The organism is Nocardia altamirensis NBRC 108246 (assembly GCF_001612685.1).
Classification (GTDB): domain Bacteria; phylum Actinomycetota; class Actinomycetes; order Mycobacteriales; family Mycobacteriaceae; genus Nocardia; species Nocardia altamirensis.
On record NZ_BDAY01000046.1, the window covers coordinates 96,143 to 102,929 of the forward strand.

At 68.1% G+C, this 6,787-nt stretch carries 6 protein-coding genes; 4 read left to right on the top strand and 2 right to left on the bottom strand.

The features are described from left to right. Window positions 1-20 precede the first annotated feature (20 nt). Entirely contained in the window at window positions 21-1,415 is a 1,395-nt protein-coding gene (locus NA11_RS23745) for an FAD-dependent oxidoreductase (RefSeq protein ID WP_069164185.1), read from the top strand. Window positions 1,416-1,456: 41 nt separating this feature from the next. Here the strand turns inward: NA11_RS23745 and NA11_RS23750 are convergent, their stop codons facing one another. Together NA11_RS23750 and NA11_RS45775 are read right to left on the bottom strand one after the other, a co-directional pair. Continuing rightward, the gene (locus NA11_RS23750) at window positions 1,457-2,968 is read right to left on the bottom strand and encodes an FAD-dependent monooxygenase (RefSeq protein WP_069164186.1); all 1,512 of its coding nucleotides are present in this window, start codon (window positions 2,966-2,968) and stop codon (window positions 1,457-1,459) included. Window positions 2,969-2,984: 16 nt separating this feature from the next. Further along, window positions 2,985-3,632 (bottom strand): RNA polymerase sigma factor, encoded by a 648-nt coding sequence (locus NA11_RS45775; protein WP_167837708.1) that lies wholly within the window; start codon window positions 3,630-3,632, stop codon window positions 2,985-2,987. Window positions 3,633-4,011: 379 nt separating this feature from the next. On the opposite strand from NA11_RS45775, the gene NA11_RS23760 reads away from it, so the two are divergent. From NA11_RS23760 to NA11_RS23770, 3 genes are all read left to right on the top strand, one after another. Then, complete coding sequence (locus tag NA11_RS23760; RefSeq protein WP_069164187.1) at window positions 4,012-4,992, top strand: helix-turn-helix domain-containing protein; 981 nt, start codon at window positions 4,012-4,014, stop codon at window positions 4,990-4,992. Between the two features lie 6 nt (window positions 4,993-4,998). Then, the gene (locus NA11_RS23765) at window positions 4,999-5,658 is read left to right on the top strand and encodes a class I SAM-dependent methyltransferase (RefSeq protein ID WP_069164188.1); all 660 of its coding nucleotides are present in this window, start codon (window positions 4,999-5,001) and stop codon (window positions 5,656-5,658) included. Beyond that, window positions 5,655-6,787: aldehyde dehydrogenase family protein (locus NA11_RS23770; RefSeq protein WP_141717794.1), on the top strand; the 1,133-nt coding region annotated here is incomplete at its 3' end. The genes NA11_RS23765 and NA11_RS23770, both read left to right, overlap by 4 nt.

Below are 6,787 nucleotides of genomic sequence, written 5' to 3' on the forward strand. Positions count from 1 at the left end.
GAGATCGGAAGGACGAACTGATGAATGACGAACGCCCGCTGCGGATCGCGATCATCGGTGCAGGCCCTGCGGGCATCTACGCCGCCGACGCGTTGATGAAATCCGCTGTGCCCGTGAGCATTGACCTGTTCGAGCGGATGCCTGCACCGTTCGGCCTGATCCGGTACGGGGTTGCGCCGGATCATCCACGGATCAAGGGCATTGTCACCGCGCTGCACAAGGTGCTCGACAAGCCGCAGGTCCGGCTGCTCGGCAACATCGAGTACGGGTCCGACATCGACATGGCGACGCTGCGCCGCTTCTACGATGCGGTGATCTTCTCGACCGGCGCCGATGCCGATCGCGCACTGACCGTTCCCGGCATCGAGTTGGCCGGCTCCTTCGGCGCCGCCGACTTCGTCTCCTGGTACGACGGGCATCCGGATGTGCCGCGCGATTGGCCGTTGACCGCCGAGAAGGTGGCGGTGCTCGGGGTCGGCAATGTCGCCTTGGATGTAGCGCGGATTCTGGCCAAGACCGGCTATGAGCTGTTGCCCACCGAGATTCCGCCCAACGTCTATGCGGGTCTGCAGGCCAACCGGGCGCTCGAGGTGCACGTGTTCGGCCGCCGTGGCCCCGCTCAGGCCAAATTCACGCCGCTGGAGCTGCGCGAGCTCGATTACTCGCCGACCATCGAGGTGATCGTGGATCCGGCCGACATCGACTACGACGCGGGTTCGGAAAGCGCTCGGCGTAGTTCCAAACAGGTCGACATGGTCTGTAACACCTTGGAACAGTGGGCCATCCGCGATGTCGGTGCGCGCCCGCACAAACTGTTCCTGCATTTCTTCGAGTCGCCGACCGAAATTCTGGGCGAGGACGGGAAAGTCGTCGGCCTGCGCACCGAACGCACCGAATTGGACGGTGCGGGAAATGTGCAAGGCACCGGCGTGACGAAAGACTGGGACGTGCAGGCGGTCTACCGCGCCGTCGGCTATCTCTCGCAGCATATTCCGCTGCTTCCGTTCGACACGAGAACCGGCACGGTGCCGAATGAAGCGGGCCGAGTGCTGCTCGACGCGGCCGCCGAGGACCCGGCGCGCCGCTACCTGCCCGCCACGTATGTGACCGGGTGGATCAAACGCGGTCCGGTCGGCCTGATCGGGCATACCAAGGGCGATGCCAACGAGACCGTCGCGTGCCTGCTCGATGATGCCGCCGGTTTCGCGCGCGCCGACGAGCCGCATCCCGACGCCGTCACGGAATGGCTGACGGGGCAGCGGGTTCCGTTCACCACCTGGGCTGGCTGGTATCGCCTCGACGCCTATGAACGGGCCATCGGCATGCCGCAGCAGCGCGAGCGGGTCAAGGTGGTCGAGCGCAGCGAGATGGTCGCGGCCAGCGAGCCGGAGCGGCACGAGCTGCGGATCGGCTGAGAGTTCGGCCTGCGCGGCGCCGTTGCCGCGCAGGCCGAAGATCAGATCAGTGCCGCGCTGTGCCGGGTCGGGGCCGATCCGAAGCGCTGTTGCTCGACTTGGATGTCGTGGTAGGCGCCGAACACCACCCGGTCCGGACGGAGCACGATGCTCTGCGCGTCGTCGGTGGTGTGCGCCTGACATGCCCGTACCAAGGCCCCGGTCGGGTCGTCGAGCACGATGACGTCCGGCTCGACCGGAAAGTCGGTCGGCTGCGGGCGGATTCGGGCCACCACCGTGTCGTCGCCGAGCCGCGCTCGCCACCACGCCGCCGGTATCCGGCTGCCCGCATGCGCAAGCACCGCGAACCCTTGGCCGAGGGCGTCGTCGAGCGGGCGGGTCCGCCCCGCGCCAACAGCGGGTTGCGGGAACAGCCGCCCACCTCCGGCCGTCCGGTCGAAGAATCCGGTGTCGAAGGCGGGCCCTGGCCGCAGTGGGCGCAGACCGGTGCCGCGCGGCGCACCGTGCAGCCAGCGGTTCATTCGGTCCGCGAAGTCGGCGGTCCGCGCCGCGTGCCTGCCGCGTTCGAGTTGATAGCTGTCGAGGATGTCGTCGGCCAGCGTCCCGCGCAGCGCGAAGGCAAGCTTCCACGCCAGATTGAGCGCGTCACGCAGATCCGTGCCGAATGGCACTCCCGCGCACGGCGGAATCACGTGTGCGGCCGTGCCGAGCAGGAACACGCGGCCTTCACGCAGGAAGTCCGAGCCACGAAAGAACCTGTCCTGCACCGCGATATCGACAACGTCGAGTGGGTCGGCGCCGAGCAGATGCGCGAGCAGGCCAGGCAGCAGCGGTGGCGCGACGGCGCGCTCATAGCCGGCGGGCAGGCGCACTTCGAAGCGCCGCAATCCCTCCGGCAGCGCGATGGCGGCCGCGGGCTGTGCGGACCGTCCTCGGGTGCCTGCCAGGCCTCGGTCGTCGCGGACGTCGGCAACCAACCACGATTCCGGGCCGGTGTCGCCGAACCCGTCGAGCCCGAGCTGTCTGCGGACGCGACCGCTCGCGCCGTCACAGGCGAGCAGGAATTGCGAGAAGACCCGGTGATCGGCGCCGGTCGCGGGATCACGCAGCAGCGTGATCGCGCCGCCTGCCAGATCGTGGGCGAGATAGTCGACCCCGGAACGGATTTCCACCGCATCGAGGCAGGCAAGCCGGTCCCGCAACACGCGCTCCAGGTCGGACTGCCTGCACGTGACGAGCCGTGGGTGCCCGTACGGCCGATGGGCGGGCGGGTGCCACCGGCGGTACCCGCGGACAGATCGGTACTCCACCTCCGGCGCGTGGTGCAGCCACGGCGCGAGTGCCGCACCGACGCCGGCCGCGTGCAGCGCGCGCAGGCCCTCGTCGTCGAGAGCGACACCGTCAGGGCGGTTTTCGGGTGTGCTGTGCTGGTCGACCACCAGGGTGGACACCCCGTACCCGCCGAGCAACGCGGCGGTGAGCAGGCCGGTCGGTCCTGCACCGACGACAACGACCTCGTACTCGTCGACTGTCGACAGGGAGCTGCTGGTCATGACGCAGACACCTCGCTCAGGCGACCCAGATCGTCGCCGACTCGGGCAACAATCCGCGCAGCCGGTTCAGTGCACGGCCGCGCAGCGGTCCGATGGAACCCCGTGGCAGGCCGAGCAATCCGCTGACCGAGTCGTAGTTGGGCGCGTTGTCGGACACCAGCAGGCCGAGCAGCCGCTGATCGCGGTCGGGCAGCCGCCGGAACGCGTCGCGCACCTCCTCGCCAGCGACCCGGCGGAACACCTGGTGGACCGTGGCCTCGGATTCGTGGTCGGGGGTGTCGAGGGTGACGCTGTCCCCGATCGGGATGTCGCGCGAGTTGCGCTTGATCTGCTTCAGGCACTCCCGCCGCGTCGTCGTCGCCAGCCAGGCCGTGAGCCGCTCCGGCGACTGCAGATCACCAAGGTGGGCAACCACATTCGCCCAGGTGGACTGGAACGCGTCCTCACGGTCGTGGGTGGCCATGCGGAAGGTGCGGGTGATGGCCGCCACCAACGGCGAATATTCATCGATCAGCGCGCGCCATGCGGCCGGATTACCGCTGACGCACGAGGCAACCAATTTCTGGGTACGCAGCACTTCCGCGGGATCGGTACGCGGCGGTTCGCCCTTTCGTGAATTGTCGGGCCTGGTAATAGGAGTCGCATGGAATTCGGTGATTGTCATGTGCCAGCTCTCTTTTCGGTAGCCGTTCGTGATTAGAGCGTCGGCAGTTTCCGATGCAGCGTCAACGAGTTGCCGGTCGCATGGCGTGGACTGAGCAATGGTTAAGGGGTAAGCGCAACCGAAGTCGAATTTCGGAGCAACGAATGCGGAATAGCGATTGGCGGCGCTCCGGCATTCGGCGCGCTGGTATCCTGCGTGCCTCGGCGGGTAAAACCGTTGCAGAGCTGTCCGATTGCCACTCGTCGCGCGTCGGCGGCGGCGGGAGTTCGGCCAACCGACACGGCGCTGACCAGCACCGCAGCGACCGTTGCAGCCTCTGCGTATGTTGCTGCAACGCTTGTGCAGCGGCTGTGCAGCGCGGGCGGGGTCTACTCGATGCGTGGACGACAGCGAGATGTGGCTCCGAACCATCGGGACTGGGGGCATCAACCCAGCACAGATATTCGCGACAGCCGAAAACAGGGCCGAAAGCCCGAAAGCAGGCACCCCGACAACGGTGCTGATCAGCGATCATCCGCAGGAGAGCCCCCGGGTCGCCCGGGTGCTGACCTGGCTGCGGAGCACGACTCACGAGGTCGGTATCGGTCGCGAAGAAATGTATGTGGCGACAGGCGCCGCCGTGCAGCAGGCGCCCTCCGCGTCCTCGCTGCGCACCGCGGTCGGCGTTGCCCAGTCGGTCGTGCTGGTGGCGGAGGTGCGCAACAGCACGTGTTCGAGCGCGATCAACAACGCGCTCGATCGATTGGACCGCGGCTGCCTGGCCCGCAAGCCGGTTGGCATCGTGGTGATCGACGAATCGCGAGGCACCCGCGCCCTCGACCATCTGCGTCTGGTGATGGCCGGGCTCGATGCGGTGGTCATTCCGTATTCGCCCGCGTTCGCCGACGAGGACCTGCACGACGGAAGGCCGCCGGAGCCGGTGCGCCGGTTCACCGACGAATTGCGGTGGTTCGGTGAGCGTTTGGACACCATCGGGGTCGAATCGAACCCGGCCGACGAGGAACGCGGCGTAGCGTCGGCCCAGATCGAGGACTCGATCAAGTACATCGCGGCCAACTACACCCGCTGCACTCTGTCGCTGGACGACGTCGCCCGCGCCGCGCACATGAGCCGGTTCCACTTCTCCCGAACCTTCAAGAAGCACACCGGAACTCGGTACATCGACTACGTCACCACGTTGCGCATCAAGAAGGCACAGACGCTGCTGCGTGACACCACCCTGTCGATCCACGAGGTCGGCGCCATGGTCGGTTACCAGGACAGCAGCCATTTCCTGCGGGTGTTCAAGACCTGCTGCGCGTGCACCCCTTCGGCGTTCCGCAACGCCGAGCGGCACAGCGTCTTATCGAATGGAGCGTGAAGATCGGTGCGGTTACTCACCTTTGACGCGATCTATGCCGGACGGACCCCGATCGGGTCCAGGGCATCCTGGGACATCGGCCGCATCCAGCCGGTGTTCGCGGACGTCGCAGCGGATCAGCGCATCGTCGGCGATGTTCTCGACGCCGGGTGTGGCACAGGAGAATTGGCGCTGGCACTGGCGCGACTCGGACACGCGGTTACCGCCGTTGACATTTCCGCCGTCGCGATCAAGCGGGCAAGAGCCAAGGCCGTCAGCGCCGGGGTGCCTGTCGATTTCGTCGTCGGCGACGCGCTGACGCTGCCGGATTATCGGGACCGTTTCGACACCGTCGTCGACTGCGGTCTCTTCGACGTCTGTCCGCAGGCGGCGCAGGCCGACTACGCCGCCGCACTGCATCGGGCCTGCCGGACCGGGGCGACGGTGTTCATGCTGGAACTCAGCGCCGCCGCGACCCGCTCGGTGGTGGCGGGCTACGCCGAACTCGGGCTGCCCACCAGGACATTCGAGCGGCTGCCGTATCTGACCTGTGCCGAGGTCGGCGACGCGTTCGCGATCGGCTGGCAGCGGCTCGCGCTGCGGGAATCGGCGATGACGATCCGGCTGCCCGGCGCGGTCGAGGAGACGACCGTGCCCGCGATCTACGCAGAATTTCGCAAGTTATGAGGGCGAGCATTTCCTTCGCGTGCGGCCGCTGGTGGCCGTCCAACGGAGCCGCCGCGCCCGATGCCTTGGCCTCCGCCCTGTCCTACGCCCGCGACACCGGCGTTCCCGCAATGCGGGACACCGGATTTCACGATCGGGCCGCGTTGCTCAAGGACCTTGCCCGAGTCCTGCGGCGGCATGCGGCGGAGTTCGCCGAGCGGGCGCTGTATCTGGGGGTGCGCCCGGTCGACACCGAACTCGAGGTCAGGGCGGCGGGTGCGCTGCTGCGCCGCTACGCCGACATCGGACTGCGTGACCTGCCCGCGGGCAATCAGATATCGCTCGGTGCAACAGAATTCATGGACCGTTCCGGCTCGACGGCGGCCAGGAGGGCGGCGGTGCCCGGGTCGGGGGCCGCGGTGCACCTGCTCGACGACGAACTGCCCATCCTGTCCTACCTGGACCGGTTCGCGTCCGCGTTCCTGGCCGGGCGGCCGTGCGTGATCCGGCCCGCGCCGCTGACCGTCTCGCTGCTCGCTGCGGTCACCGAGCGAGTGCGCGCCGTGGAGCTGCCCGAGGGGGCACTGCAATTCGTCTGTAGCACAGGCGATCTCGAGTCCATTCTGACGCCGCACGAGGTACTCGTGCCGCGTGGCGGGCGCTCCGGCGCAGTGGCGGTGGCCGGTCTCGGCGCCGAGCCGGACACCGAGGCCTTCGAGTTGTTCATCGACCATGTCGTCGACTCGATCACCAGGTGGACCGGCAGGCCTGCGCATGCGGTGCGCCAAATCTTCGTGCCGACACCGCTGGTGACGAAGGTGAGCGCCGCGCTCACGGAGCGGCTCGGCGAGGTCGTCGCTGGCGATCCGCGCGATCCGGAGGTGACCATGGGCCCGCTGCCGAGCGCGGCGCACCGCACCAAGGTCACCACTCAGCTGACCGAACTGATCCGCGACGCCAGGCTCCGGTACGCGGGCGGGGTGCCGCGCGGCCGGAACTACTTGCCTCCGGTGCTGATCGAGGCCGATGCACACCGGCAGGTGCCGCATGAACTCGGCATCCGCGGCCCGGTGGCCGTGCTGCTCGGCTACGGCTCGTCGGCGGAGCTGTCCGCCGCGCTGGCCAGGGGGCCGCGGCGCACCCGCTGCGC

Coding starts and splice junctions, on each gene's coding strand:
- NA11_RS23750 (WP_069164186.1), bottom strand. CDS start 2,968: ATGACCAGCAGCTCCCTGTCGACAGTCGACGAGTACGAGGTCGTTGTC.
- NA11_RS23745 (WP_069164185.1), top strand. CDS start 21: ATGAATGACGAACGCCCGCTGCGGATCGCGATCATCGGTGCAGGCCCT.
- NA11_RS45775 (WP_167837708.1), bottom strand. CDS start 3,632: ATGACAATCACCGAATTCCATGCGACTCCTATTACCAGGCCCGACAAT.